The 26,561-nt window shown below is 37.6% G+C and carries 31 protein-coding genes and 1 riboswitch; of the genes, 21 read left to right on the top strand and 10 right to left on the bottom strand.

Features of this window, described 5'->3' with window-relative positions; all coding sequences use genetic code 11:
- Window positions 1–2: 2 nt before the first annotated feature.
- The 4 genes from AC106K_RS09915 to AC106K_RS09900 all read right to left on the bottom strand — a co-directional run bounded on the left by AC106K_RS09915 (window position 3) and on the right by AC106K_RS09900 (window position 4,680).
- Window positions 3–386: an acyl-CoA thioesterase gene (locus tag AC106K_RS09915; protein WP_047098292.1), complete on the bottom strand. Its 384-nt coding sequence runs from the start codon at window positions 384–386 to the stop codon at window positions 3–5.
- Window positions 387–502: 116 nt separating this feature from the next.
- A riboswitch (cobalamin riboswitch) is annotated at window positions 503–683 on the bottom strand.
- Window positions 684–717: 34 nt separating this feature from the next.
- Window positions 718–1,515 carry a hypothetical protein gene (locus AC106K_RS09910; RefSeq protein ID WP_047098293.1) on the bottom strand — a complete coding sequence of 266 codons (798 nt, stop codon included), beginning with the start codon at window positions 1,513–1,515 and terminating at the stop codon, window positions 718–720.
- Window positions 1,516–1,734: 219 nt separating this feature from the next.
- The gene (locus tag AC106K_RS09905; RefSeq protein ID WP_482444967.1) at window positions 1,735–2,400 is read right to left on the bottom strand and encodes a hypothetical protein; all 666 of its coding nucleotides are present in this window, start codon (window positions 2,398–2,400) and stop codon (window positions 1,735–1,737) included.
- Window positions 2,401–2,532: 132 nt separating this feature from the next.
- Window positions 2,533–4,680 (bottom strand): endonuclease MutS2, encoded by a 2,148-nt coding sequence (locus AC106K_RS09900; protein ID WP_482444965.1) that lies wholly within the window; start codon window positions 4,678–4,680, stop codon window positions 2,533–2,535.
- A 62-nt stretch (window positions 4,681–4,742) separates the two neighbouring features.
- Here AC106K_RS09900 and AC106K_RS09895 point away from each other — a divergent pair, with 62 nt between their 5' ends.
- From AC106K_RS09895 to AC106K_RS09870, 6 genes are all read left to right on the top strand, one after another.
- Window positions 4,743–4,934: a hypothetical protein gene (locus AC106K_RS09895; protein WP_482444963.1), complete on the top strand. Its 192-nt coding sequence runs from the start codon at window positions 4,743–4,745 to the stop codon at window positions 4,932–4,934.
- 42 nt (window positions 4,935–4,976) lie between these two features.
- Window positions 4,977–5,561, top strand: coding sequence for a hypothetical protein (locus AC106K_RS09890; RefSeq protein ID WP_482444961.1), 585 nt, complete (start codon window positions 4,977–4,979; stop codon window positions 5,559–5,561).
- A gap of 38 nt (window positions 5,562–5,599) precedes the next feature.
- A complete protein-coding gene (locus tag AC106K_RS09885) occupies window positions 5,600–5,908 on the top strand; it encodes a hypothetical protein (protein WP_482444959.1) in 309 nt (102 codons plus the stop codon).
- A gap of 44 nt (window positions 5,909–5,952) precedes the next feature.
- A complete protein-coding gene (locus AC106K_RS09880) occupies window positions 5,953–6,468 on the top strand; it encodes a GNAT family N-acetyltransferase (protein WP_482444957.1) in 516 nt (171 codons plus the stop codon).
- Window positions 6,469–6,535: 67 nt separating this feature from the next.
- Window positions 6,536–7,537, top strand: a complete 1,002-nt coding sequence (locus AC106K_RS09875) for an acyltransferase family protein (RefSeq protein WP_482444956.1) — start codon at window positions 6,536–6,538, stop codon at window positions 7,535–7,537.
- Window positions 7,538–7,574: 37 nt separating this feature from the next.
- Entirely contained in the window at window positions 7,575–8,216 is a 642-nt protein-coding gene (locus AC106K_RS09870) for a uracil-DNA glycosylase (RefSeq protein WP_482444954.1), read from the top strand.
- Here the strand turns inward: AC106K_RS09870 and AC106K_RS09865 are convergent.
- From AC106K_RS09865 to AC106K_RS09855, 3 genes are all read right to left on the bottom strand, one after another.
- Window positions 8,203–8,712 carry a hypothetical protein gene (locus AC106K_RS09865; protein ID WP_482444952.1) on the bottom strand — a complete coding sequence of 170 codons (510 nt, stop codon included), beginning with the start codon at window positions 8,710–8,712 and terminating at the stop codon, window positions 8,203–8,205. The two genes, AC106K_RS09870 and AC106K_RS09865, sit on opposite strands and share 14 nt — an antisense overlap.
- 18 nt (window positions 8,713–8,730) lie before the next feature.
- Window positions 8,731–9,222, bottom strand: a complete 492-nt coding sequence (locus AC106K_RS09860; RefSeq protein WP_482444950.1) for a DUF456 domain-containing protein — start codon at window positions 9,220–9,222, stop codon at window positions 8,731–8,733.
- Window positions 9,223–9,299: 77 nt separating this feature from the next.
- A complete protein-coding gene (locus AC106K_RS09855; RefSeq protein WP_482444949.1) occupies window positions 9,300–10,484 on the bottom strand; it encodes a carboxypeptidase-like regulatory domain-containing protein in 1,185 nt (394 codons plus the stop codon).
- Window positions 10,485–10,734: 250 nt separating this feature from the next.
- On the opposite strand from AC106K_RS09855, the gene AC106K_RS09850 reads away from it, so the two are divergent.
- The 13 genes from AC106K_RS09850 to gloA2 all read left to right on the top strand — a co-directional run bounded on the left by AC106K_RS09850 (window position 10,735) and on the right by gloA2 (window position 22,986).
- Complete coding sequence (locus AC106K_RS09850; protein ID WP_047098302.1) at window positions 10,735–12,003, top strand: mechanosensitive ion channel family protein; 1,269 nt, start codon at window positions 10,735–10,737, stop codon at window positions 12,001–12,003.
- A gap of 174 nt (window positions 12,004–12,177) precedes the next feature.
- The gene (locus tag AC106K_RS09845; RefSeq protein WP_185289133.1) at window positions 12,178–12,897 is read left to right on the top strand and encodes a pyridoxine 5'-phosphate synthase; all 720 of its coding nucleotides are present in this window, start codon (window positions 12,178–12,180) and stop codon (window positions 12,895–12,897) included.
- 135 nt (window positions 12,898–13,032) lie between these two features.
- The gene (locus AC106K_RS09840) at window positions 13,033–13,812 is read left to right on the top strand and encodes an alpha/beta fold hydrolase (protein ID WP_185289132.1); all 780 of its coding nucleotides are present in this window, start codon (window positions 13,033–13,035) and stop codon (window positions 13,810–13,812) included.
- Window positions 13,813–13,926: 114 nt separating this feature from the next.
- Window positions 13,927–14,178: a microviridin/marinostatin family tricyclic proteinase inhibitor gene (locus AC106K_RS09835; RefSeq protein WP_482444947.1), complete on the top strand. Its 252-nt coding sequence runs from the start codon at window positions 13,927–13,929 to the stop codon at window positions 14,176–14,178.
- A 49-nt stretch (window positions 14,179–14,227) separates the two neighbouring features.
- Entirely contained in the window at window positions 14,228–14,455 is a 228-nt protein-coding gene (locus tag AC106K_RS09830; protein WP_047098306.1) for a microviridin/marinostatin family tricyclic proteinase inhibitor, read from the top strand.
- Between the two features lie 74 nt (window positions 14,456–14,529).
- On the top strand, window positions 14,530–15,486 hold the full coding sequence (locus AC106K_RS09825) for an MvdC/MvdD family ATP grasp protein (RefSeq protein WP_482444945.1): 957 nt from the start codon (window positions 14,530–14,532) through the stop codon (window positions 15,484–15,486).
- Complete coding sequence (locus AC106K_RS09820) at window positions 15,479–16,483, top strand: MvdD family ATP-grasp ribosomal peptide maturase (protein ID WP_482444944.1); 1,005 nt, start codon at window positions 15,479–15,481, stop codon at window positions 16,481–16,483. The genes AC106K_RS09825 and AC106K_RS09820 overlap by 8 nt, the downstream gene beginning before the upstream one ends.
- Before the next feature lie 438 nt (window positions 16,484–16,921).
- Window positions 16,922–17,935, top strand: a complete 1,014-nt coding sequence (locus tag AC106K_RS09815) for an NAD-dependent epimerase/dehydratase family protein (RefSeq protein WP_482444942.1) — start codon at window positions 16,922–16,924, stop codon at window positions 17,933–17,935.
- Window positions 17,932–19,701: an AMP-dependent synthetase/ligase gene (locus AC106K_RS09810; protein ID WP_482444940.1), complete on the top strand. Its 1,770-nt coding sequence runs from the start codon at window positions 17,932–17,934 to the stop codon at window positions 19,699–19,701. Before AC106K_RS09815 ends, AC106K_RS09810 begins: the two co-directional genes overlap by 4 nt.
- A 173-nt stretch (window positions 19,702–19,874) precedes the next feature.
- Window positions 19,875–20,933 carry a diphosphomevalonate decarboxylase gene (locus AC106K_RS09805; protein WP_482444938.1) on the top strand — a complete coding sequence of 353 codons (1,059 nt, stop codon included), beginning with the start codon at window positions 19,875–19,877 and terminating at the stop codon, window positions 20,931–20,933.
- A 313-nt stretch (window positions 20,934–21,246) separates the two neighbouring features.
- Window positions 21,247–21,687: a nuclear transport factor 2 family protein gene (locus AC106K_RS09800; protein WP_482444936.1), complete on the top strand. Its 441-nt coding sequence runs from the start codon at window positions 21,247–21,249 to the stop codon at window positions 21,685–21,687.
- A complete protein-coding gene (locus AC106K_RS09795; RefSeq protein ID WP_482444934.1) occupies window positions 21,688–22,605 on the top strand; it encodes a hypothetical protein in 918 nt (305 codons plus the stop codon).
- Window positions 22,606–22,608: 3 nt separating this feature from the next.
- Window positions 22,609–22,986 carry an SMU1112c/YaeR family gloxylase I-like metalloprotein gene (gene gloA2 / locus AC106K_RS09790; protein ID WP_482444932.1) on the top strand — a complete coding sequence of 126 codons (378 nt, stop codon included), beginning with the start codon at window positions 22,609–22,611 and terminating at the stop codon, window positions 22,984–22,986.
- Window positions 22,987–22,989: 3 nt separating this feature from the next.
- On the opposite strand, the gene AC106K_RS09785 is transcribed toward gloA2, so the two are convergent.
- Together AC106K_RS09785 and AC106K_RS09780 are read right to left on the bottom strand one after the other, a co-directional pair.
- Window positions 22,990–23,373, bottom strand: coding sequence for a DUF1634 domain-containing protein (locus AC106K_RS09785; protein WP_482444930.1), 384 nt, complete (start codon window positions 23,371–23,373; stop codon window positions 22,990–22,992).
- Window positions 23,373–24,203 (bottom strand): sulfite exporter TauE/SafE family protein, encoded by an 831-nt coding sequence (locus AC106K_RS09780; protein WP_047098317.1) that lies wholly within the window; start codon window positions 24,201–24,203, stop codon window positions 23,373–23,375. The genes AC106K_RS09785 and AC106K_RS09780 overlap by 1 nt, the downstream gene beginning before the upstream one ends.
- A gap of 97 nt (window positions 24,204–24,300) precedes the next feature.
- On the opposite strand from AC106K_RS09780, the gene AC106K_RS09775 reads away from it, so the two are divergent.
- Both AC106K_RS09775 and AC106K_RS09770 read left to right on the top strand, forming a co-directional pair.
- Window positions 24,301–24,852, top strand: coding sequence for a DUF1543 domain-containing protein (locus tag AC106K_RS09775; protein ID WP_482444928.1), 552 nt, complete (start codon window positions 24,301–24,303; stop codon window positions 24,850–24,852).
- A gap of 28 nt (window positions 24,853–24,880) precedes the next feature.
- The gene (locus AC106K_RS09770) at window positions 24,881–25,993 is read left to right on the top strand and encodes a 5-(carboxyamino)imidazole ribonucleotide synthase (protein WP_482444926.1); all 1,113 of its coding nucleotides are present in this window, start codon (window positions 24,881–24,883) and stop codon (window positions 25,991–25,993) included.
- Between the two features lie 184 nt (window positions 25,994–26,177).
- Here AC106K_RS09770 and AC106K_RS09765 read toward each other — a convergent pair whose 3' ends face one another.
- Window positions 26,178–26,543, bottom strand: coding sequence for a hypothetical protein (locus tag AC106K_RS09765; protein WP_482444924.1), 366 nt, complete (start codon window positions 26,541–26,543; stop codon window positions 26,178–26,180).
- Between the last annotated feature and the right edge of the window lie 18 nt (window positions 26,544–26,561).

Genomic DNA, 26,561 nt, shown 5'->3' with positions numbered 1-26,561 from the left:
ATTTATAAAATCTGGATTGGTTTTTTGAATTCGTCAATAGCCACAAAAGTGAAATCTCCTACGATCGCTTTTTCTCTTTCATAAGAATACATCTGCTCCGTATAGATCTCAACGCTTACTTTCATACTGGTTTTTCCTACATAGGATACTTTTCCGATCAGTTCTACAATCGTTCCGGCTGGAATAGGCTTTTTAAAATCGATCTTATCACTGCTTACCGTTACTACTCTTTTTCTTGCAAATCGGGTCGCTGCAATGAAGGCTACTTCATCCATCAGCTGCATGGCCGTACCTCCGAAAAGGGTATCATAATGATTGGTTGTGTTGGGGAAAACCGCTTTAAAAATTCTGGTTTCGGCAGCTTCAATTCTTTCTTCTGTAGTCATATTTCATTATTAATTAAAGCGAAATGAAATCGTATCAAAACAACAGAATAATGACAGGAACCTTAGAAATTCCTGAAACAATCCATCAGATCAATAAAACTTCAGATCGCGAAAGTTTTTTGTTTAAGAAAAAGGCAGGTCTCCTGACTTGTAACATCTTTTATCTCCTTCCCATGCCTCGCACAGTGGATCTCTTGATAAAGATTTCAGTTACTTACAGTTGCGCGACAGTCCGTGATTTTCACACGGTTCCCTTTTAATCTGCGGTTAGGCAGAACCAGTTTCTGTGATGAATAAGCGTTAAAACTTTTCGGGGGCAAAAATAATGAATTTATTCCGGATTATGGTAAATAATCTGGCTGATCACTCTTCCTTTCTTGATGGTCCACAGGGTAGTATATCTGTTTTCCCCGCTACCATTGATCATATAAAGGAAAATATTATCATTGTCAAGAGCGGTTACTCCTACGTTCTCAAAATCCATCGTAGGCTGAAACATATTTTTGATGGCTTCTCTTACAAAAACAGAACCTCTTCCCGGTTGCTGTACCCTGATCGATTTGATTTCGGTCATTCCTTCAGGAAGATCATTTCCGATTCCCCAGGGTTTTACCTTATCAATGGTAAGCAGTTTGCCTTCCGCATCTTTTTCTTTCTTGCGGTAGCCGGCATTGGAAGGGTAGACATCGATCACCACCTTGCTTCTCTGAGCAGTAGGAACTTTCGGATCAGAATTGTCTGTGAAAATAAGTGATCTTCCGTTTTTAGACTTGGACGGAGTGTAGGCTGGAAGTTGGTCTATATAAGCGATACGTTCTTTATTCACCATTCCCTCCTTATCAAGAGTTTCATAGCGTACAAACGGTTTATCTTCGTCCTGCTTTTCAGGATATTTGATCCAGATCCATTCCGTTTCTCCCGGAGCGGGCTTTACATAAACAAAAACATCCCCTTTACGCATACGGATCTTATCTACAATTTTTCTGTAGTTATCTTTATGTACACGTACGTTGGCATAGCCTTCTTCAGCTTTTACGACTCCGAAGGGCACTTTATTCTGTCCTTTTACAAAAGCTAAAGAGAAAATACTGAATGCTGACAGGTACAATGCTTTGTTTATGAAAGTCATCTTGAAATTTTTTTAATCCCCAAATATATAAATTAAATGCTTTTCTGAAGATAATTATGCTGTTGCAGTTCCTTTAAATATTGTATTTGTTTCAGATGTTCATTTTTAAGCAGCAGTATTTTGTCTGAAATCTTCAGAATATTCCGGGAATGACGATCAGAAATGATAAAAGATAAAAACAAAAAAAGAGTGTTTGAAACACCCTTTTTATTGATTACGTTAAGATTCAGTAGTCTGTTTGGAATGACCATAGATGGCTTCCGGATCATTTTTAAGGAAATAGGAATATACTCCATAGAATAAAAGGAGGATTAGGAATAATACCCCACAGAGATAAAATGCTGTTCCAAAGCCATAACTGATAGTTACTTTATCTCCGAATCCCATTCCGATTTTATTGCTTCCATGACCTTCCATTTTTGCCTGGAACGTCAGATAAAATATTAAAAGGGAAGCAAGTCCTATCAGCGAAACAACAATGTGGTAGAGGTATTTTTTTCTGACACTTTTTATCAATTGAACGATAATTCCGACAATGGCAGCCAGAAAGGCAATAATGATAAACGGATTAGGTGAAATATTTTCACTGCTGTTTTTATCTTTGGAATCACTGTCCATTGGTGAATATTCACGATCTGTATTCTGTGAGGGATCATCAGGAATTCCCTTGAGTGCATCCCCAAAAGGAGAGCTTTTTTTAAGATTTTCTTTCATGCGTTCACTCATTGCTTTTTGAGAAACTCCGGTGACAAGATCGGTCCCTTTGATAGACATTAAGGTCGTATCACCACATTTTATCAGAAAGAACGGAAAGAAAAAACACAGGATAATGACCGTATAACTTGGTATTGGAATAAGGTCTGATAATACTTTTAATGGTTTCATAGAATATTGTTTTGATTAAAAGTAGAAAAATATCAGATGATAAACAAAAAAGAGAGCACTTCTCAGTACTCTCTCTTTACTATTTGCATATGATTAATTTCAAATTCTCCAATTAGTTCATTGTCAAATTAATTAAATTCTCTCAAGCTCATCCGCATCAATCGTGGTTTTGAATGTTCCGTAATTCACAATCACCTTGTTTCTGGAAATTTTTTCGATCGTTCCTACACTGGTGCTTCCTGTAATGCGGACACGCTGGCCTACTTTCATCCAGATGGCGCGGTCGGTTTTACGTTGTTCTTCCAGTTTTTCATTGGTTTCGGCGATTTTTTCAATCACTTCTTCCTTTTTAAGCTGTTGAGTGATTTTTCTCTTAACCACCTGAAGACGCTTGGTTTCGTCTTTGTCACTTCCTAGTTTTCTGAACTTTTCCTGTTCCAGAAGTTTTACGAAATCCTTTACAACATCTTTTCTGGATTTTCCTTTCGTATAACTATCGATGAAAGCCTCAATCTTATTTCCGAACTGAAGCTTACGGTGTTCCTCTTCATACAGTTTCTGGAAATTAAACAGTTTCTGCTGAAGCTGATCATTAAGTTTCTGAAGGTTATCACGTTTGTCTTCCACAGACTCTTTCCTTTCAGCAAGATCAGATTTCAGTTTTTCAACTTCAAACTTTTCCTGTTGCAGTTTTACAATCGTCTTATCCAGATTCACAATATCATGTTCTACCTTTTTCTTGGCAGAATGAATGATAAACCTCGGGATTTTATTCTTCTCAGCCACTTCAAAAGTAAATGAACTTCCTGCCTGGCCTACTTCCAGCTTATACATAGGCTCCAGCGTTTCTTCATTGAAAAGCATCGCTGCATTCTGAGCATTGGGAAGCTGTTCTATGACCAGTTTAATATTGGTATAGTGCGTGGTGATAATGGCAAAACTCTTTTTATCATAGAAAAATTCCATAAAACTTTCAGCCAAAGCACCTCCCAGTTCCGGATCAGAACCCGTACCAAATTCATCGATAAGTAAAAGCGTATCCGAATCAGCTTCACGGATGATTCCCGACATCTTTTTCAGTCTTGATGAATACGTTGACAGATGGTTCTCAATCGATTGGTTATCTCCAATATCTGTCATGATCTTCTCAAAGAAAAACATTTCAGATTTAGGATGCACAGGCACCAGAATACCACTCTGAATCATCAGCTGCAATAACCCGACTGTTTTCAGAGTAATCGATTTTCCTCCTGCATTCGGCCCGGAAATACAGATGATTCTGTTATGATCCGTTAAGGCCAGAGTCTGTGAGTGAATCGTTTTGTTTTCAGCTTTATTCCTCAGCCATAGCAACGGATGGTAAGCATCCTTTAGTTTCAATGTTCTGTGACGGTTGATCTTCGGAAGAATTCCGTTCACCAGGTCTGCAAACTTAGCTTTAGCCCTTACCAGATCAAGGTCAAAAATATACACCTGATACCTCCAGAGCTGAGGTTGAAACTCTGCCAGTTCAGCAGTAAGCTGTCTCAGAACTTTATCGATTTCTTTTTTTTCCTCCTCTTCATTTTCACGAAGCTTGAAGTAATGTTTTACAACACTGTCCGGCTGAATGTAGGTGATAGATCCGGTTTTGGAAATTCCCAGGGTTCGTCCCGGAACTCTTTTCTTAAAACCAGATTTTACAGCTAAAACTCGCTGATCATCAATAATGGTTTCCCGTATATCATCCAAAAAGTCACTCTGTCCATACGTGGTAAGAGCACGGTTGAAGTTTTCCTGAATCGCTTTTTTAGCATGCTGGATCTCAGTTCTTATGCCTTTCAAAGCAGGAGATGCTTCACTTTTTACCTCACCAAAACGGTTAAAAACCTTATCTACCTTCTCGATGATCTCTTTTCTGAATTCCAGTACAGAAACCTCTTCCATTAAAGTAGGGAAGGTTTCCGGCATGGTGGGAAAGAACTTTTGAAGTCTTCCGATCTGTTCCGTGATGGTTTTTATTTTGATGAAAGCACTGTTTTCAAGACGGTAATTCTCAATCAGCATCAGTTTCAGTTCACTTTCAATATCTTCATATTCATCAAACGGAATCGCATTTGAACTTTCAAAACTCGACAGGTATTCTGACGTTTTTTTCAGTGAAAGTTCCGCCTCGTCAATTTCCATGGGACGAAGTTGAAGAATTTTTTCTCTTGTTTTCGGAGAATACGCAAATGGGGAAATTTCCGCGAGCAATTGCGGAAACTCTAATTCGTCTAAATCTTCTTTATCTATATACACAGTGCAAATTTAGTGAGAATTTTGATTATTACGTATATTTGAGCGATTTACAAAATAGATTAATGAAGAATCTGGTACTTATTCTGTTATTTTTTGCTGTTAATGGATATGTACAAAGCTGCGATACCTTTGATATTGAAAAATTTGAGAAAAATAAAAAGGTGCTAAGCAGAATACCTGATGCTACCGATACGACAAAATGTATGGTGCCACTACAGGAAAATTCATCAGAACATTTGATTCCTATCCTTTGATGGATAGTTAATAGAATAAACGTAAAATACTACAACAGAACCATGAAATTATTAATTTATATTTTATTTTTTCTCTCAGCAGGTTTTCAGGCTCAAATAAGAACACTGGACCTTGAAAAGTATGAAAAAAAAGCGTGGAAAACTCCCGGGAAGTATCAGTACAAAGAACATGACAGTGTATTTACGGTATTGGTGAATCCTGACTTTTATGTAGAAAGGATCGCAAAAGAAAACTGGATCCGGGAGAAAACCTATGCATATTATAAAGATACCTACAGGCTGGCTTCTGAAGGAGAATACTTTTTGGGGGTACCCACCGGTATTCACAAGAAATACTCCAGAGAAGGACAGCTGATTGAGCAGACGGATTACGAGGCGCAGGTAAGAAATGAAGGATTAGTGACAAGGGATGATCTGGCAAAGGTGATGAAAAAGAAGTTTGGAATTAATATTGAAAAAGAAGATGAATTAGTCATGGTAGATACCGTTGAAAGGGAAGGTAAACTGATCTGGCGGATTATCTGTAAACCTCATCCTGAAAGAGGGATAAAGAATCATCTATCTTATCTTTTTGATGCGAAAAGCGGAGTCTTTCTAGGTAAAGAAAAATATGTTTTGAGAGGATAGCCAAATAAGCCTTATATTGCAACACTTAAAACGGATCAATGAAATCATTACTATTTATCATGCTTTTCCTTTCAGTAGGAATTCAGGCTCAGGTCAAAAAACAAGGGCATGGAACAGTGAATAAAGTTCAAAAGAAGACCCATTTGAAGAAGCAGAAGAATGCTAAAATTAAAAATTATGGGATGAAAGCTTTCAAAGATGAAGAGGTAAAAAGAATTATTGATCTCAGCCAGCAAAATGATAATACGGCTAAAAAAGAGCTCGTAAGAAAAAATAGCAGCGGATACGAATACTTTGACTATGAAGAAACACGTTCTTCAAGAACCCGAATGTATCTATTTATATAACCGGAAGCCGAACGAAGAAACTCATTATTCTAAATAATAGAGACATGAAACTTGAAACAGAACGGCTGATCCTGACAGAAATCGATGAAAGTTATACAGAGGATATTCTGAAAATCCGGAGTAATCCTTACATCAATCAGTTTGTAAAAAGAAACTCACCCAGGAACAATTACGAAGCATTGGAATTCATCCTTCATGTCAAAAATAAAATGCAGCATGGAGAAATGATTTTCTGGGGAATTTCCTGTAAAGACCAGAGAAACCTTATTGGGACGATCTGTTTATGGAACTTTTCAGCAGATAGAAAAACGGCAGAAGTAGGGTATGAACTATTGCCTAACTATCATAAAAAAGGAATCATGAGCGAAGCTCTGACGGCTGTGTTGCAGTTTAGCTTTGATCAATTGAACCTGCAAACCCTGTTGGCTTTTACCAATCACTCTAATAAGAATTCTAAGTCCTTACTATTGAAGCATCATTTTAGTCCGGAAGAAGGCAGAAAGGATGAAAACAATGCTGTAAATATTATTTTTAGCTTAAACAGACCTGAAGCAGGCTGACAGGATTGAAAAATTAGCAGATTTTTTTATTTTCGCCTGCAGACATTATATTGTGAAATGAACAGATATGAATCGTGAAATAAAATCATTAACCGGGCTTAGAGGAATAGTAGCATTTTGGGTGGTTCTCTTTCATTTTTATACCGAGCTGAACATTGGTTTTCTTCAGCGTACCATAGGGCAGGGATACCTTGCTGTGGATATATTTTTTGTTTTAAGTGCTTTTTTGCTCACTGTTTCCTATTCTGAGAAGTTCAGAAACCTGAATGTAAAAGGAATCGTCAGTTTTTACAAAAAGCGGGTCAACAGAATTTATCCCGTCTATTTTATATCCATTGTTGTCATCATTCTGCTGATCGAAAGAAGAACATTAGGCACATTTTTGATCAATGCCGGGTTGATACAGTGTTTTTTTAATCCAAATTATTTACTGAATGTGATCTACTGGTCATTGAGTACAGAGTGGATCTGTTATCTGATTTTTCCCTTTATGCTTTATGTGATCATGCGCTACAAAATACACTATGGGATTCTGATTATGGCAGGACTTTTCCTGAGGTTTATCCTTCCATATCTGCCTGATATGTTCATTGGCCTGGATGTTCCGATAGCAATGGGTAAATCCCCGAAATATCTGGATATTCCTTATGGGATCAATTCTTTAATCAGAACCATTGGATCTTATTTACTGGGAATTGGCATTGCTTTGCTGCCGGGAATCAGGATCAGAGGAAGCTGGCTTATCTATCTTATTCCGGTTGCATTCGTATTCTTGCTGTATACGTCAAGAGGATTGATTTTTATTCCATTGGTATCTGCATTGATGATCAGACTCTTGTATACCGGGGAGAAGAATTATATACAGATGTTTCTGGAAAGTAAAGTCGTTTATTTTTTAGGAAATATTTCCTATTCGCTCTATATCATCCATTACACGGTCTGCAAACACCCTTTTATGTTGGTAGATTCTGAAAATCTGAACAGCATGATATTAATCGTTTTTGCCATATTACTGTCTTATCTTTCCTATACTTTCATTGAAAGAAAAATAAAGATATTTAAAGTATAACTTATGCTTTTATTTTAATATTAATTACTTTTGCATCATGACCTGGACAGAAATTTTAGCCCCGATAAAAAGCACGGAATACTTTAAAACCCTTTGGGAAAAAGTGAAGAATGAATATGCAACGACAAAAGTTTTTCCGCCGAAAAATCAGATTTTCAGAGCATTAGAACTTACTGCTTTTGATGATGTAGAAGTGGTGATTATCGGACAGGATCCTTATCATAATGATTACCAGGCCAATGGGTTGTGTTTTTCTGTTTCCGAGCAGGTTACCGCACCGCCTTCACTAAAGAATATCTTCATCGAGTTAAAAGAGGATCTGGGTGTTGTACGTACTTCCAAAGAACTTGATGATTGGGGAAGACAAGGGGTATTGTTATTGAATGCCACCCTTACCGTTCGTGCCCATTCGCCCAATTCCCATAAAGACCTGGGATGGGAAAAATTTACAGATTTTATTATCAAAGAAATTTCTGATAAAAAAGAAAATGTGGTATTCGTATTGTGGGGTGCTTTTGCACAGAAAAAAGCCGAACTTATCGATCCGGCTAAACATTTTATTCTGAAATCGGCACACCCTTCGCCATTCTCTGTTTACAGAGGTTTCTTTGGAAGCAAGCCTTTTTCAAAAATTAACGAATACCTGTCTTCCAAAGGAAAGAAACCTATTTCCTGGTAGGATCTGAAGGATCTTTTGTTTTGGTGATGGTGATTCCAATTCTGTATTTTCCGTTCAGAGCTTTTGCGCCTTCTTCTGATTTGGGATAAGGAGTTACATCCTGTAATGTAATGGTATAGCCGTTATACTCTGTCGACTGGTTATAATTTCTTGCAGGATAATCCGTGCTGGCAAGATTTAATGTTACGGGTCTGCTGTAAGTTCCCATGACTTCAATCTGGGCAAGAGCGGCACCTGCCCATATACAGTTTACGCCTGCAGGACATCGGCTGTCTTCAGATATTCCTTTGAAGGTAACATTCATTTGATACGGTTTCAGGAATTTATTTTCTCCTTCATTGAAATAAATAACAGGTTCTTTCTGATCTCCCGATGCTGTAGATTTTGGAGAAGCCTCTATTTTGGAAGGTTTTTGAGCTATTTTACCTTTTTTCTGGGCATTGCATCCCACTAATGCAAAGATTCCTAAACTGAAGATGATGGCTTTTTGGAACATGGTTTTTATATTTAATTATTAAATAACATTAAGCATATTAAGTAGTACTACCAAAAACATTGCCACTCCTACTACAAAACTGAAACCGGTTCCATAGACGAACCCAATTAAAGCCCCTTTCGTAGACTGAAGGGCCTTGTTCATATCCTTACTGTCATGAAGCAGTTCCCCAATAAAAACGCCGGCAAACATCCCGATCAGAAAGCCTAATGGAATAGGGATGAATATTCCCACAATGGTTCCCACTACAGAACCAATACTTCCCCAGCGCGTTCCTCCATATTTCCTGTTGGTCTTTGCCGGGATCACATAGCTTAATACTACTGAAGCCGCTGTAAGAATTCCAAATGCCCAGATATAGATCATGGGAAGATCTGCATCGGTCCCGAATTTGTAGATCAGAAGTCCGCAGATACTCAGCAGAAGTCCGGGTAATACAGGAAGAAAAGTTCCCAATATCCCTATGAATAACAGAACAAGGCAGAAAATATTAATAATCGTCGTATCCATTCTTTTTTAATATAGGTGCAATATAAAAAAAGTGGCCTTATAAAAAGCCACCTTCAGAACTGAGTTATATAATTTTATTATAAATTTAAGATTACATATTCCAGAATCGGTCCTGTTTTACCGATATTTCCACTTGCATGATTATGGAATGTGGTGTAATAGATATTTCCGCTGGTTGTATTCCCTGTACATGATCCCAGATAGTCACCGTGTGCCTGGTGGGCGCTCCATGCATTCTGATTAATTGTCATGGTGATCGTATTACCGTTTGCAGTTTTATGGCAGATCGTCATGTGATTCTTATTTAATGACGTTCCTACAGGGATTTTAGGCGCATTTTTATTAGCGTACTTGTTGGTTCTTAGCATCAGAGCTTCACTTCCTTTTTGTACCAATACTTCCCAGAACGAAGGATCATAATATTTGATTTGTTCCCACAAAGGCTGATCATACATAATATCTAATGTGTTAAATCCTAATGAAGAAGCCATAGCAGCATTGGAAATACTGGAATTATTATACATCCCTATAGATCCGGTAGTACTAAAGCAAACCTGAGTGAAATCTATAAAACCTGCAGAAGGCCCACACGACAAAACGCTTTTGTCCCCGCCTACCAGATAGGCTGCAGCCCAGTCTGAGCTGTAAATGCTTCCGCCGTTGGTAATGAATGTAGAGAGATTGGCAAAAACATCAAGATCATTCCCTGGATTATTGGTTCCTGTATATTTTAAATTACGTGAGCCGCAATTCAGGAAAATAATATCATATTGAGAAATGGTGTTTAAATTTTTTAAATCATGATAGGAAATTTGGGTCGCTGTATAACCAAGATTGGCAATAATGCTTTCAATTTCGTCGTAGCTGCCTTCTACATAAGCAATTTTTGCAACCTGATTCAGTTTCGAGTCTTTGTCGGCAACACTGGTAGTTTCATTCTTTTTAACACTCACCGGAACTTCGGATCTAAAATTAAGACCATTACCGGTCTGAATGTGAAGCGTAGTGTTTCCTTCAGGGACCGCCAGGTTGAATGTTCCGTCAGCATTGGAATAAGTGTGATAAACCTGATTTTTATTGTCGATAGTGAAGACAAGGGCACCACCAATTGGTTTCGTTCCGTTTTTTGCCAGTACTTTGCCTTCTACCGTTCCGGTTGATACTGCTTTGTTGTCTTCTGGAGTGATTGGGTCGTCTCCGCTTTTACAGCCTGTCAGGAGCACAAGGGTGCAAAACATGACGAACAGGTAATTGTGTTTCATATTTAATTGATTTTTATGGATTTAGTTTAAATCAAATTTAATAAAAAATTAATATATAAACATAAAATGATGTAAATTTTTTAATAAATAATATTTATTACGGTTGTTTATTGTTGATTATTGGTTGTTTGTAGGAAATTATTGTTTCGTTGTGAAAGATTTTTATCAAATATCTTCTGGCAAGTGTTTTTTGGGACGAAAATTGATGATGAATAAAAATCATGATTCTTAATTTCATAAATTTGCTGTAATGAATGATCAGTTACAAGAAACCAAAAACGTTATACAGGAGTTAAGCGAACAGCTCTATATTTATATTACCCGGATTTCACCAACCGGATTGGACTGGGTCTTACACATTATTGTAAAGTTGAGTTTACTTCTTATTTTGTTTCTGATCACTGATTTCATTTTTAAGTTTGTGATCAATTTTGTATTTCGGTTATTTCACAATGAAGAAAAATTTCCGATTCTGAAATCTATTTATCAGTCTAAAATCACAAACTCGGTTGCGCATTTTGCCGCCCTTATCGTTGTGGGGTCTATACAGGGCTCTATATTTCCTGAAAATGCTTTGCCTAAAACAACAGTTTTTATCATAAGATGTGTGAACCTGGGATTGGTACTGATTCTTGCCGGGATGCTTTACAGATCATTAACTGCTTTCAGGAATTATTTCAGCATCAAACAGGATTTCTATAAAATTATGGCACTTAATGCCATTTCAGAAACAGTAAAAATATTAGGCCTTTTCGTATTTACAGTAGTAGGAATCTGTGTTATTTTTGGAATCAAAGGAACCACTATTGTAGGAAGTTTGGGGGCGATTACAGCTGTGCTGGTACTCGTTTTCAGAGATACAATCCTTGGGTTTGTAACCGGGCTGCACGTGGCAACTTCTAAAAATCTGAAAGTGGGTGACTGGGTGAGCATTCCGAAATATACCATTGAAGGAAATATCACGGAAATCAATCTTCTGACGACAAAAATCACCAATTTCGACAAAACGGTTTCTACTATTCCTACTTATGATCTGATGACCACAGAGATCAAGAATATGCAGGTGATGTCAGAATCCAATACCCGAAGAATTAAAAAATCAATCTATTTCAATATCAATTCCTTTAAATTTCTGACGGATGAAGATATTGAACGTTTAAAGGAAATCAACCTGATTTCAGATTATCTTGAAGAGAGAACCTCTGAGATCAGAAAAGAAAAAGAAAGCCTGATCCATAAAGAAAAGATTGTGAACGGAAGGCAGCTTACCAATATCGGGGTTTTCAGATACTATGCGCAGATGTATATCGAAAATGATCCTGATATAGACAAGGAGGGAACCAGAATGGTTCGCCAGCTGGATATTACTCCGCAAGGACTTCCGCTTGAGATCTATTGCTTTACCAATGATTCCCAGTGGGTCCGTTTTGAGCAGATACAGGCTGATATTTTTGACCATTTACTGGTAGCCTCGAAAGAATTTGAGCTTCAGGTAATGCAGGTAAGCGTAAAAGTATAAAGCAGAAAAATTGAAGAGGGAAGAAGGAAGCTTTTACCCCCTTTTCTATAAATTTTAAATAAAATTTTTAAATGATCATGAATGTAGAAAGAGCAATTGAAGTAGAAAGCCTGGATCTACCCAGCTTAAAGCTTCTAATTTCTAACATTTCATATCTAACATCTAAAATAAAAAATGACAAAACTAAGCGTAAACATTAATAAAATTGCGACGTTAAGAAATGCAAGAGGAGGTGAAACACCCAGTGTTACAGAAGCAGCTGTAAAAATTCAGGAATTCGGAGGACAGGGAATTACCATCCATCCGAGACCTGATGAAAGACACATTACAAGAAAAGATGTCTATGATCTGAAACCATTGGTTACGACTGAGTTTAATATTGAAGGAAATCCTCACCAGAGCTTTATTGATATGGTACTGGATGTAAAGCCGGAGCAGGTAACACTGGTTCCTGATGCTGACGATGCTATCACGTCGAATGCCGGTTGGGATACCAAAAAACACCTGGATTATCTTACAGAGATCATTGCAGAATTTAAAAAGGCCGGAATCCGTACCTCTGTCTTTTTAGATCCTTTACCTGAATTGGTAGAATATGCAGCAAAATCCGGGGCAGACCGAATTGAACTGTATACGGAAGCCTATGCAAAAAACTATCTGAGCAATAAAGAACAAGCCATAAAGCCATATTATGATACAGCGGTTGCTGCAACGAACTTCGGTTTGGGTATCAATGCAGGGCACGATTTAAGCTTAGACAATTTAAAATATTTTGCAGACAACATCCCTAATCTTCTGGAAGTATCTATTGGGCATGCTTTGGTTTCTGAAGCACTTTATATGGGATTGGAAAATACAGTTCAGGCTTATTTGAAGAGACTGGCGAAATGGTAATACACAAGAAATCAGAAGTTAGGAGCTGGTGAAAACTTCGTTTCTGGTCTCCATATGTGTAGCTTTATTAGAAGCAATACCTGCGGAGATCTTTATATTCTGACTTCTGATTTCTTATATCTAACTTCTAGAAATATGGAAATTTTAAATTCAAAAATATTTGGTGAGAATCTTACAGCTACGCCGCTTTTAGTATTCCACGGATTATTCGGAATGCTTGATAACTGGGGAAGTTTTGGAAAAGACCTGGGAGAATACCTTCCGGTACATCTGATCGATCTTAGAAACCACGGAAGAAGCTTTCATTCGGAAGGAATGTCGCATGATGATCTGGCAGACGATATTGCCCGTTATATGGATCATTATGGAATTCAGAAAGCTCATGTTTTGGGGCATTCTTTAGGAGGAAAAGCCGTGATGCAGTTTGCTATAAAATATCCTGAAAGAGTTGAAAAACTGATTGTAGTTGATATTTCGCCAAAAGCATATCCACCGCATCACCAGGGGATTATAAAAGCACTGGAAAGTGTAGACTTTAATACAGTTGGCTCAAGAAATGATGTTGAAGCTGTTCTGAGTCAGTATATCCCGGAAAAATCGACAATACAGTTTTTAACCAAAAACCTGTATTGGGACGAAAATAAAAAATTAAACTGGAGATTTAACCTTAAAACATTAGCTGAAAAGTATACGGAATTTGTTTCCAATGCAGTTAAATTTGGTGTTTTTGAAGGCGATACATTATTTATTGCAGGAGCAAAATCGAATTACATTCTGCCACAGGATGAGTTTGGAATCAAACAACAGTTCCCGAAAGCTAAAGTAGTAACAGTGAAGAACGCAGGACACTGGGTGCAGGCAGAGAATCCGGTTGATTTTGCAGACGTGGTAAAGGAGTTTTTGGGATTAAATTGATTTTATTCATTGATTTTCAACATTATGTTAAAATTTTATTAAAACTTGATATTATTTCTCTATGAGTTGAATTTTTTGTACTTTGGTTAATCAAAAAAATAAAATTATTAACTTATGGAAAACAAAAATTCAAAGAAAAAGCCATTTTTCGCGTCATTCCTTGAAAAACAGATCAAAGATCCTGAAACAGTAAAAGGAGGAGGTATCACCACTGCATTAGAAGATCAGATTACTTCACTTGTTAAAGATCAGGTGATTGTAACAGCAGCTCTTGAGGATAGCGTAAGTACGCCTCTTAATGATAATGTTACATTGAAATATCCTTCTGACGGAGATGATCACGTTCTTGAAATAGAAGCACAATAATCGAAATCTGACTTAATTCATTATTTATCAAATCAAAAACTTTAACATTATGGAAAACAAAAATTCAAAAAAGAAGCCATTTTTTGCATCATTCCTTGAAAAGCAAATCAAAGATCCTGAAACGGTAAAAGGAGGAGGAACAGAGATCTCTATTCCTGAAAGAGATGTAATTACCAAGCCGGCAATAGACGTTGTAACATCTCCAAAAGATGATATGATGCACACGTTGAAATATCCTTCTGACGGTGATGATGATGTAATTATCCTTCCACTATAGAAGTAACATATTAATAAAATTAATAGTAGGGGAAACTTAAACTTTAAGTTTCCCTTTTTAATAAAACCGGCAAAATGATTCTCTGTATCACCCATTCACAGGACTTTTATAATATCGACCTGTTTTTCGAATACCTTTCCTCCAGAAACATTCCCTTTTTCAGACTGAATTCTGACCGCCTGAATCATTTTCAGAAGATCAGCGTTAACGAAAATACATTTGAACTGACAGATGAATCAGGAAACACCATTCATTCCGATCATATCAAAGGAGTATGGCACAGAAAGGCCTGGAGAATAAGTGTTCCCGAAGAACTGGACCAGGATTACGAAAAGATCTTTCTGAATGAGTATGGAAACCTCCGTTATAACCTGATGACTGTTTTAGAAGACATTCCGTGGATCAATCCTTACGAAAATGAAAAGAAAATCGATGGAAATAAGATGCTGCAGCTGAAAATAGCTCAGAAAAACAACCTTACAATTCCCAAAACTGTCTACTCGAATGACGAAGAGAAAATAACCACATTCTTCCATCAATACTGCAAAGGAAAAGGCATTGCCAAACTTCACGGCGTAACAGCAAAAACCATGAGCGGTGAAAATATGACCTCCACGATGGTGATTGAAGAGGATACTCTGGAACATCTTTCAGATATTGCTTATTGCCCGATGATCTTCCAGCCTTATATTGACAAAGAATATGAATTGAGAATAGTCTATGTAGATGGCGAATTTTTTACAGGAATGATCAATAACAGCGAAAATGCAGATTGGAGAATAGCCCGTGAAGGCTACTTCTGGTCCGCCTATGAACTGCCTGACTCTGTAAAAAAGAATCTGACGTCCATGATGGAAGAAATGGGCTTGTATATAGGAGCTATCGATATGATCAAGGGAAAAGACGGACAGTATTATTTCCTTGAAGTCAACCCACAGGGAGAATGGGGAATGCTGCAGAAAGAACTGGGCTTTCCCATAGCAGAAAAAATTGCCGACAACCTTATCAAAAGAATCAATTTCTATGAATAAAATTTTAATTATCACCCATACTGCAGATAATTTTTCAATTGAAAAAGTAACAGAATACATCGAAAAAAATAACTGTGAAGTGATCCGTTTCGATGTGGATGAATATCCTTTAAAAAATAAACTGTCAACCATTTTTCAGGATGGCGAATGGATCAGTATTCTTGAAACACCTGATGCAAGCCATCGTCTGGACGATATTGCTGCCATTTGGTACAGAAGAGCCTATAATATCGGAAACGGCCTGAAAGAAGAAATAGATTCTAAATTTTATGGAGCCGCAATGGGAGAGATCCGCAATACACTTTTCGGATTTTTCGAGTCGGTGGATGCTTATTCATTAGGGAAGCCGGCAGTTTACAGAAGGCTCGACAGTAAAGAAGAACAATTGAAAATTGCTCACAAAATAGGATTGACCATCCCGGAAACCTGCCTTACCAACAATCCTGAAGAAGCCAGAAAATTTATCCTGAAGAATAAAAATGTAGTAGCCAAAATGCAGACGGGATTTGCAATCTATGAAGACGGAGTAGAAAATGTGGTTTTCACCAATGTTGTCAATGAAGATAAACTGGAAGAGCTGGATACACTTTTGTATTGCCCAATGCAGTTCCAGAGAATGATTCAAAAGAAAAAAGAACTTCGGATTACCATTGTAGGAAGAGATGTTTATGCATTTGAAATCGATTCCCAGCAGTCTGAAGCGGCAAAAATAGACTGGAGAAAAGATGGCATCAACCTGATCAGCAAGTGGAACAGAACAGAGCTTCCTGCAGATGTAGAAGCAAAACTGCTTGAACTCTTGGATGTCTATAATGTAGACTACGGAGCGATAGATATGATTGTCTCTCCTGAAGACGAATATTATTTTATTGAGATCAATGCAGCCGGTGAATTCTTCTGGTTGGATAACCTTACTGAAGGAAACCTTATTTCAAAAAGTATCGCAGACGTTCTCTGTGATAAAGCACTAAGAAGAAGTAATGAAGTACTGGCCTAAAAAAAGTACTTAATAGTATAGAAGTCCTGAAAGAATCTAAAGCTTTCAGGACTTTTAATTTAGTAGGGACTCGGCGGCAAATCGAAGATTTGCCGCCGAGTCCTAAGAATGAAATTCTAAAGTTTTTCAGCTAAGAAATCTTCTCATTAGCTTGAAAATCGGAGATTTTTAAAAACTTAAGTGTACTTCTTATGGAAAAAGCTGGAACTTAAAAAACTTAAGTGTTAAAAAACTTTGCTGCTTTTATGGTTTAAACTATTCCACAGCATTATATTTCTCACTTTCAAAATGATAATATTGGTTAAATAAACTTGAATTTTGCTTTAAAAATCGCAAATTTGCAAAAGCAGTTTTTCAAAGGAACTTTTACAGAAACCTGAAGAATTGCCGGAGAGAAAATATTGTCATATTTTAGTCAGCAATCAAGTAAAGTAATTAATGGTTTTTGTAACGGGTGCCACCGGAATTCTGGGAAGAATAATTGTACTGGAACTTCTTAAAAGAGGGAAACAGGTACGTGCTTCCAGGAGACCGGGCAGCAATTTAAACGAAGTAAAGCATTCATACGGCTTTTATACAGAAAATCCCGATGATTTTTTCAGTAAGATCGAATGGATCAATGTAGATTTTGATGATCTCGACTCTTTAAGAACTGCTCTGAAAGGGGTGGATGAGGTATATCATTGTGCTGCAAAAGTGAGCTTTCATCCTAAAGATGAAAAAGAAATGTACCATACGAATATCAACGGTACAGAAAACCTGCTATACATCTGTGAAGAATCTGCGGTGAAGAAATTCCTGCATGTAAGCTCTGTAGCAGTCCTGGATAATTTTAATGAAAAAGGCGAGTTGGATGAAGATTCTGAATTTAATCCGAAACTGGAACACTCAGCTTATGCCATTTCTAAACATTTGTCTGAAATGGAAGCTTGGAGAGCTTCTGCTGAAGGGATGAACGTTGTGATCATCAATCCTGGAATGATCGTTGGAAGCGGAAACTGGACGCAGAGCAGCGGTGAGCTTTTTTCCACCTTTGAAGACAACGGCTTTACTTTTTCCGGAGGTTCCGCTTACGTAGATGTGAGAGACGTTGCCAAAACAGCCATTGAACTCATGGAGAATAATATTTTCGGAGAACGGTTCATCATTGTGGCTGAAAATAATAAATATGCAGATCTTGCCAAACAGATCAGAGGCAGACTGGGGCTTAAAGATGCCCGGATCCTTTCAGAATCTCTGTTAAATATCGGAAGAATAGCCAATATCCTCTTCGGATGGCTCATTCCAAAACTGAGAATGGTCACAAAATCAAATATTGAGGCGATCTCTTCATTCAACACCATTTCCAATCACAAAGTCAAAGAAAAGCTGAATTATCAGTTTATTCCTGTAAAAGAAAGCATCGACTTTCACCTGAACAATTATATTAACGACAAAAAGCTGAAGAAATGAATCTTGCGGAGGCCATTATCCTTAAAAATGTAGAAAAACACCCTATAAAAGCTGCCATTGGTTTTAAAAAGAAAGAGGCAGGCTGGAAAGAGCTGAGCTGGAAAAAATTCAGTGAGATTATTTTTAAAACAGCCAATGCACTCAAAGATTCCGGTGTTCAGGAACATGACAGAGTAGCGATTTATTCAGACAATTCTTCTGAATGGATGATCCTTGACCTGGCAGCCATGGCTATTGGAGCTATTACCGTTCCTATTTATTCTACCAATAATGCCGAACAGGCAGAATATATCATCGATGATTCCGGAGCTAAAGTCGTTTTAGTAGGAAATCAGATGCAGTATGATGCGTGCCTTGAGCTTTTGAATAAAGAAACGAACAGTCTTGAGACAATCATTGTTTCCAAAAAAGCAGTGTGGATCAAGAAAGAATTCAACAGTTTTTACCTGGAAGATTTTATTGCAAAAGCTTCCGCGGAACTGGAAATCTGCAAAAAAGAAAATGAAGATACGGCTACACTGATCTATACTTCAGGTACCACCGGAACTCCGAAAGGTGTGATGCTTACCCATGGAAATTTCATCAAAGCTTTCGATTCCCATTTTGAGTTTTTTAAATTTAAAAACTTTGAAGAAGAGCTTTCTCTTGCATTCTTGCCTTTAAGCCATGTATTCGAAAGAAGCTGGAGCTTGTTATGTTTATACGGCGGTGCAAGAGTATATTTCCTTGAAGATCCTAAAAATGTAGCAAAAGCTTTGGAAGAAGTAAAGCCAACGATGATGTGTGCTGTACCTAGATTTTTCCAGAAAGTATATGCCGGAGTCCTTGAAAAAGCGGAAGAAGGTTCTCCTTTAAAGAAAAAAATCTTTAACTGGGCACTGAAAACCGGATGGGAAACAGCTGAATTAAGACGAAATGAAAGATCTGTTCCTTTTGGATTAAAACTCAAAGAGTCTGTAGCAAATTCGCTGGTTTTTAGTAAGATCAAAGAAAAAATGGGTGGGAGACTATGGTTTTTACCTTGTGGAGGAGCCTCTTTATCCCCTGAAGTAACCAGGTTCTTTGAATCAGTTGGAATCCACGTAACCGTAGGATATGGGCTAACAGAAACAACAGCAACACTTACACTTTTCCCGTTAACACACTTTGAGCATGCTACCAGTGGAAAACCATTGCCGGGAGTAGAACTTCGAATCGGAGAAAGCGATGAGATCCAGGCAAGAGGAAACGGAATCATGAAAGGATATTACAACAGACCTGAAGACACTCAGAAAGTATTTACAGAAGATGGCTGGTTCAAAACCGGAGATGCCGGGAAGTTTGATGATAAAGGAAATCTGATCATTACAGACCGTATCAAAGATCTGATGAAAACGTCCAACGGAAAATATATCGCTCCACAGCAGATCGAGAACCTTCTGACCAATAATAATTTTATTCAGCAGATTATGCTGATCGCAGAAGGAAGACAGTTTGTTTCTGCTCTGATCGTTCCTAATTTTGAATTTTTACAGGATTATATCAAAAAGAACAACATTCCTTTTACCAATTGGGAAGAGGCCGTAAAAAATGAAAAAGTGATCGGCCTTTACAAAGAAAAAATCAAAGAACTGCAAAGCCATCTTGCCGATTATGAAAAAGTGAAAAAATTTACCTTGATGCCGGCAGAATTTGACATCAATACCGGGGAAATTACTCCAACATTGAAAGTGAAGAGAAATGTGGTTATTAAAAAATATGCAGATATAATAGAGAAAATGTACTGATTATAAGACTTTGTAACCCACCGAAATTAAATACTTAAGTTTTATGAAAGTTTCCATTCTCACAAATATCTCAATTGAAGACGTGAGAATTCCCCTCCTCTGGAGAGGAACAAAAATTCAAAGAATTTTTGACGGGGTGGTCCAAAAAGAAGTATTATCACTTAAATCAAACTATGACAACACAAGAATTTATAGGAAAAGATAATTTCACAATCCATACACAAACGGTTTCAGAGAGCTGCCCATCTAATATCGCCCTGATCAAATATTGGGGGAAATATAAAGACCAGATTCCTGCCAACCCGAGTATCAGCTATACTTTGAATCATTGTAAGACCAATACTGCTATGGAGTTTACAGCAGATGAATCTTTCTCTGTACAGACTTTTCTGGCAGGAAATGAAGAAGTAAAATTTGCTGAAAAGATCGAAAAGTATTTTAAAAATATAGAACAATATCTTCCCTGGATTCTGAAAGGGAAATACATCATCAAAACTGAGAATACATTCCCGCACAGTTCAGGAATTGCCAGCTCAGCCTCAGGATTTGGAGCCATTGCGAAATGTCTGATGAAACTGGATGAAGCATTTGCCGGAAAATCCTCTGATGAAGAATCTCTGAAGAAAGCTTCTTTTCTGGCAAGACTGGGAAGTGGAAGCGCTTGCAGAAGCTTGTATAATGGTCTTGTGGTATGGGGAAATACTGAAGAAGTAGAAGGAAGTTCAGACCTGTTTGCTGTGCAGTATCCCAATACAGAAATTCATGCTGTTTTCAAAAATTTCAATGATTGGGTTCTGTTGATTCATGAAGGACAGAAAAGCGTTTCTTCTACGGTGGGACATGGTTTGATGAATACCAACCCTTACGCGGAGAGAAGATTCCAGGAAGCCCGGGAAAACTTTGTTCCAATGAAGGAAATTTTGAAGACGGGAGATATGGAAAGCTTTATCAGATTGGTGGAACATGAAGCGCTTACTCTTCATGCCATGATGATGATGAGTGAGCCTGCTTTTATCCTGATGAAAACCGGAACTTTGGAAGTAATCAATAAGATCTGGGATTTCAGAAAAGAAACCGGATTACCTCTATTCTTTACTTTGGATGCAGGGGCAAACGTTCACCTTTTATTCCCAAGTGATGGTTCAGAAGAGAAGATCAAAACTTTCATTGAAGCAGAACTGTTACAGCACACTCAGAAGAATGGAGTGGTGAAGGATGTGATGAGGTTTTAAAATATAATAGAAGAAGATCTGCATTTTTGGTAGAATTTCGGATTCTGAGATAAAAATATTCAATAGAGGTGGGCTTTAACCCACCTTTTTAGTACAAGAAAGTGTAGTCAGGTGTTTGACCCACACAAAAAAGGAATAGTTATTATTATAAATTGCCCGGATTCCTCCGAAACGAAAAACGATGCACTCCAATTATCCATACACTTTATCATTCCGTAGGAATCTAAACCAGATCTTTATGGTTTTGATTTAAGAGAGAAAAATTGTCTAAGCATCCCGGTATTTTCCTTATTTTTACCTATAAATCAATCCCATGAATAAAATATTCGGAGTTTTTCTAATGTTAAGCTCTTTCTGTTTTGCCCAACAGAATCCGGAAATAGAAAAACCAATCAGAAACCTCTTTCTTGGAATGAAGAATGCAGATCCGGCATTGGTAAAATCTGCCTTTACTGAGAATGCCGTTCTTCAGACCATCACAAAAGATGGAACCGTAAAAAATGATACAATAGAGGACTTCATTACTTCTATTTCTAAATTTTCAAAAGGAGATCTTGACGAAAGAATAGTGATAGAAGCCATTCATACAGACGGAAATCTGGCGAGCGTATTTACGCCCTATTCTTTTTATTTAAAAGAAAAACTTATACATTGCGGGGCCAATAGCTTCCAGCTGGTGAAACAAAATAATGCCTGGAAGATCCAATATATTATTGATACGAGAAGAAAAGATAATTGTAAAGAGATTCAATAAATGAGAAATAAAAACCTGATTCTTAATCCTGTCTTTTTAATTTGCCTGGTTGTTTTGTTTTTAAACGACCATTTTTTCAAATTCTACTATACAAGCTGGTTTACCGGTAAGCTGTCTGACACTGCAGGGATTATTCTTCTGCCCATGCTTCTGACTTATCTGTTTCCCAGACTAAAGCAGAATTCTGTTTTTGTAGCAGGCATATTATTTTCTTTTTGGAAATCACCTTTTTCGGAAGGCTTTATTAAAGTTTATAATAGTTTGGCTCCTATTGGTATCCATCGGGTAGTTGATTACACTGACCTGTTGGTTTTACTGTTGTTGCCGATAGTCTATTTTATGATTAGAGACGGTAAATTGATCAATGATTTTAGCATAAAAAGGTTGAATCCTGCCATTGTGTTGTGCCCGGCCTTCCTTATTTTAATGTCAACGTCTCCGCCCAAAAATTTCAGGTATAACAGGTATTCCGGAAATGTAATATTTGAAGATTTTGTTATTGATGTTAAGAAAACAAAAGGGGAAATCATGGATGAGTTTAAAAAGAGGAATATCAATATCCATAAAGACACGGCTAGAATTATTGATGAATCATCTTATCTTGTATTGCGGACAGGTAAAATGAGCTCCCAAAATCTTAAAAATGGGGAAGATGTTTTTAAATATAATAATGACTCTCTGAAGACACTTCTGAATAAAAGGATAGAAGAAAGTAATCAATACAAAATTGATGAAGCGGAGATAGGGGCAGGTTCCCGGGTTAGAAATATACAGCTTTCCATCTGGGGAGATTCTAAAAGCAATAAAATTGTGGTACATGCTATGCAGGTTGAAAGAAATCTGGACAGCACTCCCGTTGATAACAAACTTAAAAAGATTTATAAAAATCTGATGTTACAAAAATTTAAAGATTTATAAAAAATGAAGATCCATCATATTGCCATTATCTGTTCAGATTATGCCGTTTCAAAGACATTTTATACAGAAATTTTAAACCTGAATATCATCCGTGAAGTATACCGGGAAGAAAGACAGTCTTACAAACTAGACCTTGCCATCGGAGATCATTATGTGATCGAGCTGTTCTCTTTTCCCAATCCGCCTCAGCGTCCGTCACGTCCGGAAGCCTGTGGATTGAGGCACCTTGCTTTCTCTGTAGAAAACGTAGCAGAAAAACGAAATGAACTGATTGGTAAAGGATTAAATTGTGAAGAAATCCGTATAGATGAATTCACGGGGAAAGAGTTTTTCTTTACCCAGGATCCTGATCAGCTGCCGCTGGAGTTTTATGAAATGTAAAAATTAGTGGGCATAGCCTGCAAAGAAACTCACTGCCATAATCGCTAAAACGATAGAAGAAATGACTACATACACGTAGTCTTTTTCTTTTAGATAGCCTATTAAAGCGAAAACAATCCTCATCAGGGGAGTAAAGATCAAAAGAAGGATTCCCAGCTGAATAATGGCCATTCCTTCTCCTTTACATAAGGAATCCCAGAAGTGGCCCCATACTTTTTCAGAAGAAGTCCCTACAACAAGGCTTGTATATTTTTTAGGCATTTCAAAACCTTCAATAAACAGCTTGATAAAACCGATCAGTGAAGTAGCTACAGATAAAATAACTCCCAGCCTCAGAAGATTTCCTACCGAACGGTTCAGATCTACGTCTGTAAAATTCTTTTTCATTATCTGAAGCTTTTGTTGATACCGTTATACATCATATAAACTGACAGGATCGTGATCACAATCGCAAAAAATACTTTGAGCTTCTTTGTTTTTGAAACCATCAGTGTTTTGGAACCGATAAAACTTCCGATGACCACCCCAATCAGTACAGGAGCTACAATCACTGGAATGATCTCTCCTCTCTGGAAGTAGATCAGCGCACTGGCTACTGCCGTTACCCCGATCATAAAATTACTGGTAGTAGTAGAAACTTTGAAGGGCAGTTTCATCATATTATCCATTGCCAATACCTTCAATGCACCAGAACCTATTCCTAAAAGTCCGGACATCGCACCGGCAAACATCATCATCAAAAATCCTGGAACGGTATTTCTTGCAGAATAGCTTTTCAATATCCCTTTATCCGGAAATGTTCCGTACAATTTTAGTTTTTCTTCAAGACTTCCTTTGATCAGAGGTTCCTGATGGTCAGGTTTTCCTTTAAGGTTCAGTACAACGGTAAGCAGGAGAATACTTGCGAAAATGATCCCAATCGTATTCGGATTAAGCATTCCCGAAACCAGAGCTCCAATGATGGCTCCTGCCGTAGTGGCTATTTCGAGAAACATCCCGATTCTCATATTGGTAAAACCTTCTTTCACAAAAGCAACGGCTGCGCCGGATGATGTCCCGATAACAGAGATCAGCGAAGCGCCGATGGCATAATGCATTGGAACGCCAAAACCCAGCGTCAATAAAGGAATGATAATAACTCCTCCTCCTAAACCCGTAAGTGAACCTAAAAGACCAGCGGAAATTGCGCCAAGGAAGAGTATGATGATTTCTGACATACTACAATTAATGCTACAAATATAAAATTATTGTGGTAGTCTGCCAAACATTTGAAAAAGATAAATTTAACGTATTTTTGTATGCATGAAAAATGAAATGAAATTATTTTATGTCATCCTTGGGGCTACTCCAAAGGGGCGTAACATTGAGCAGCATGATGTGTTTTTCGGGATTGCAGAGTCTCTTAAAGACCTTGTTCCTGATATGAAAGACTTTTGGCCGGAAGCAGAAGGGAAGATTCATCTGGACTGCCATCAGGAAGTGAAATTTGCAGACGGCTATGAAGTGAAGATTGTAGAAAAAGGAGCGAAATCGTCTGATGAACAGCTATATTTCCTTAATCTGGGCGGGTATAAGCCTGGTTTTTTTGAAGAATTCCATGAGCAGCATCTGATGGTAGGAAAATCGATGGGAGAGATCGTGAAAAGAGCAAAAGATACTGAATTTTACCAGACCATGGGATTTGAAGGAGCAGTAAGTCATATTGACGACAAGCATGGAGTAGATATTGATGATATTTTCAATGTAAATGATATTCTTCCTGCCTCAATGAAAGAAAAATATTCTATCGTTCTTACCAGATCGGATGCTGAAGATCAGAAAAATCCGATGGGACTGGGATATTTAAAAATTGATAAAGTTCAATAAATAAGAGTAAATCTAATAAAAATAAAAAATGAAAATAGGAATTCTGGGAGGCGGACAGCTGGGAAGAATGCTGATACAAAGTGCACTAAAGTATGACGATGAGTTTTATACTCTGGATCCGGCTTCTGATGCGCCATGTCATAACATCTCATACTTTACACAGGGAAATTTCAATGACTATGAAACCGTTCTGAACTTTGGAAAAGACAAAGACGTTGTTACCATTGAAATAGAACATGTAAATGCCGATGCTTTGGCCGAACTTGAAAAGCAGGGAATCAGAGTTGTTCCTAATGCCAACATCATCAAGACCATTCAGCAGAAGATCCTTCAGAAAGAATTTTATAAAACGCACGATATTCCAAGCCCTGAATTTCAGGTAGTATGGAATAGCGACGAAAAAATTATCATGCCATTACCGTTTGTTCAGAAAATGAATACAGGAGGATATGATGGAAAAGGAGTGCAGGTGATCAGAACGGAGGAAGATGTTCAGAATTTGTGGAAAGAAGCTTCAGTAATTGAAAGCCTTGTAGACATTGATAAAGAACTTTCTGTAATTGTAGCAAGAAATGAAAAAGGAGAAACCAATACGTTCCCGGTAACGGAAATGGTGGCCGATCCGAAGCTGAATTTATTGGATTTTAATGTATGTCCCGTTCTTCTGACAGAAGATGTTCAGAATCAGATTGAAGCCATTACAGAGAAGTTTCTGAATGCTGTAAACTCTCCGGGACTTTTTGCCATTGAATTGTTCCTTGACAAAGAAGGAAAAGTATGGGTAAACGAAACGGCTCCAAGACTACACAATTCAGGACATCAGAGCCAGGAAGGAAATACCAATTCACAGTTTGAGCAAATGTATCGTGTGGTAAAGAATCTTCCTTTAGCAGATACAGATGCCATCACTTACAGCGGAATGCTGAATCTGGTAGGAGCAGAAGGCTACTCTGGAAAGGTTGTATACGAAGGAATGGAAGAGGTACTTAAATTACCTGAAACTTACATTCACTTATACGGAAAAACAGAAACCAAACCGGGTAGAAAAATGGGGCACATCAATGTTTTGGCAGACTCCAGAGAAGAGCTTATGGAAAAGCTTGTGGAGGTGAAAGGAATGGTGAGAGTGATTTCTGAATAATCAGACTTACAATCATATAACAAGGGAGTGGTTTCAAATGTGGAAACCGCTCCCTTGTTACTTTTAAATACCAATTAAGGATTCAAAATATTCTGGTTTGTGTTTTATCAATTCAATAGGAGCGGGCTTTAGCCCGCTTATCAATAATGATAAATTCAATGGGCTTCAGCCCAAACCTATTCGATTATCGTTTGAAAACTTTAGGGAAATCAATGCTCCATTTTTTCTCTTTGGAACTGTACATCAGGTAAGGACCGTCAAAAGCGTCCATATAGACCAATTCATAAGAACCTGTACTATCCACTGCATAATCCGGACTTACGCCAAGCTCCTGCTGTTTAAATCCTAATTGACTAAGGACATTCCAGTCATTATAACGGGGGAGACTTTTATGTTCTTTCTGGTAATTTTCAAGATTCAGAACAAGTTTATTTCCGTATTCTATATCAGAATGTCTTGTGACTTCAATGGGTAAATTCCAGTAGACCGTCAGTGAAACAGCCCCTAAAATGATTACTCCTAAAAGAGTAAGTAAAATCTTTTTGATCATGAATTACTGATTTGTTTT

This window comes from Chryseobacterium sp. FR048 (assembly GCF_056844665.1).
This window is presented reverse-complemented; position numbering and strand designations above follow the sequence as displayed.